Origin of the sequence: Blautia sp. OF03-15BH, assembly GCF_003463065.1 — a bacterium.
GTDB lineage: Bacteria > Bacillota > Clostridia > Lachnospirales > Lachnospiraceae > Limivivens.
Window position 1 is genome coordinate 1 of sequence record NZ_QSCM01000039.1, and the last position, 2,623, is coordinate 2,623.

Here is a 2,623-nt window from a genome sequence, read left to right on the forward strand (position 1 = left end):
ACCAGATGGGCCTGACAGCCAAAGACTTTACCGTGACCTCTCCGAACTACAGCAACATCAAAGTAGTAGTAAAAGACGGAAGCCTGACGATCAATCCGAGACAGGTAACCCTGACCAGTGCAAGTGACAGCAAAGCTTATGACGGAACACCGCTGACCAGACCGGAAGTAGCAATCACCGGAGACGGTTTTGTAAAAGGTGAGGCAACTGTGAAGGCAACCGGAAGCGTGACCAACGTATCTGAGAGCCCGGTAACCAACAGCATCGAGATCAAAAAGGCAGAAGCATACAAAGACAGCAACTATCAGATCAAGAAGAGCGAAGGCAAACTGAGCATCACTCCGGTAACGGATGAAGTGACCGTAACGATCACTGAGCACAGCGGAAGTGCAACATACGATGGAAGCGAGCATATCGTAACGGGTTATGATGTGACAAAGATCAGCAATTCCCTGTATAAAGCATCCGACTTCACCTTCAGCGGAAACGCAGAAGTGAAGGGAACAGACGCCGGAAGCTATGACATGAAGCTGAAAGCGGAAGATTTCACCAATAACAATACCAACTTTTCAAAGGTAACCTTCAAGATCGTAGACGGAACACTTACGATCAGCCCGAGACCGGTAACCCTGACCAGTGAGACTGCCAGCAAAGCTTATGACGGAACACCGCTGACCAGACCGGAAGTAACAATCACCGGAGACGGTTTTGTAGAAGGAGAAGCAACTGCAAAGGCAACCGGAAGCGCTCTCAAGGCAGGAGAATCTGTAACCAATACCATTGAGATCGTTGAAGGCGAAGGCTACAAAGAAGGCAACTACACGATCACAAAGCTTCCTGGAACCCTGACGGTAACAGCCAGCGAGAAAGCCATTGTGATCACAGCAGCCAGCAATAGCTGGATGTATAACGGAAGTGCCCACAGTGACGGAAGCTATACAGTAACCTATGACGGAGCAGAGATCACAGCCAACGAAGAAGGAAAATACATCCTTCCGACCGGCGATGAAGTAACGGCAGTGGTGACCGGAAGCGTGACCAACGTGGAAGACACTGTTGCAGGAAACAATAAGATCACTGAGTACGCAGTAGCGAATGCAGGAAACTACAACAGCATCCAGACTGTAAACGGAACACTTGCGATCACCCCGAGACCGGTAACCCTGAGCAGTGAGACTGCCAGCAAGGTTTACGACGGAACTCCTCTGACCAGACCGGAAGTAACGGTAGGCGGAAAAGGATTTGTTGAGGGAGAAGCAACTGCGAAGGCAACCGGAAGTGTGACCAACGTATCTGAGAGCCCGGTAACCAACACCATCAAGATCGAAAAGGCAAAAGCATACAAAGACAGCAACTATCAGATCGAGATGAGCGAAGGCGAACTGAGCATCACTCCGGTAACGGATGAAGTGACCGTAACGATCACTGAGCACAGCGTAAGTACGAAATACGATGGAATCGAGCATACTGTGACGGGTTATGATGTGAGCATCAGCAATCCTCTGTATACAACATCCGACTTCACCTTCAGCGGAAACGCAGAAGTGAAGGGAACAGACGCCGGAAGCTATGACATGAAGCTGAAAGCGGAAGATTTCACGAACAACAACACCAACTTTGCAAACGTAACCTTCAAGATCGAAGACGGAACGCTTACGATCAGCCCGAGACAGGTAACCATGACCAGTGCAAGTGACAGCAAAGCTTACGATGGAACTGCACTGACCAACCAGAAAGTAACGGTAGGCGGAGACGGTTTTGCAGAAGGCGAAAGTGCATCTTACGATGTGACCGGAAGCCAGACTTATGTAGGCTCCAGTAAAAATACTTTCACTTATACTCTGAATGGAAGCACTGTAAAACTGAGCCGTATGTTAAAGGCAAAAGCGGCAGTTCCGGAGACCAAAGCATCCAACTACGTGATCAAGAAGGAATATGGAACACTGACTGTCACAGATGAGAATGTCACCGGTGTTGTAACAAAGACTCATGAAGGTAAAGAATATAACCTTAATGATATGGTTACTTTCAAGATCACCGTACAGAACATCTACGCAGAGGCTCAGGACATCACCATCACAGAGCAGCCGGGAGTTACCATTACCGGTGAAAGCAAGTTTACAGATGTACAGCCTGGTGAGTCTGTAGAGACCACAGCAACTTACACGATCACAGAAGAGGATATCCTCAGAGGTGAATTCGGAAATACAGCAACCGCTATTTTCAGTAATGGAAAAGAATACACGGGAACGGATGAAGTGATCCCGGCTGATCCGAATCCTCACCTGACCGTGGAAAAGACCACGACCAGCAGCCCTGCAAACGACGAGAGCTATGCCCTTGGCGAAATGATCACCTACCAGATCACCGTGAAGAATGACGGAAACCTGACGATCAAAGACATCGAAGTAACGGATAAGCTTACCGGAAACATCGGCAACAAGGCATGGAAGATTGAAGAACTGGCACCTGGCGCAGAGAAAACATTTACCGCCAGCTACACCGTAACCGAAAAAGACATCCTTGCAGGCAGCGTAGTCAATGAAGCAACCGCCAAAGGAACAAGCCCTGATCCGGAGAACCCGGACGTACCGGTAGAACCAGGCAAGAAAGAAGATCCTAC

Annotated in this window: 1 protein-coding gene; it reads left to right on the forward strand. The window is 48.8% G+C overall.

Features of this window, described 5'->3' with window-relative positions:
* The coding region (locus DXA57_RS17025; RefSeq protein WP_199612778.1) for a DUF7507 domain-containing protein at positions 1-2,623 on the forward strand (2,623 nt) is incomplete at both ends.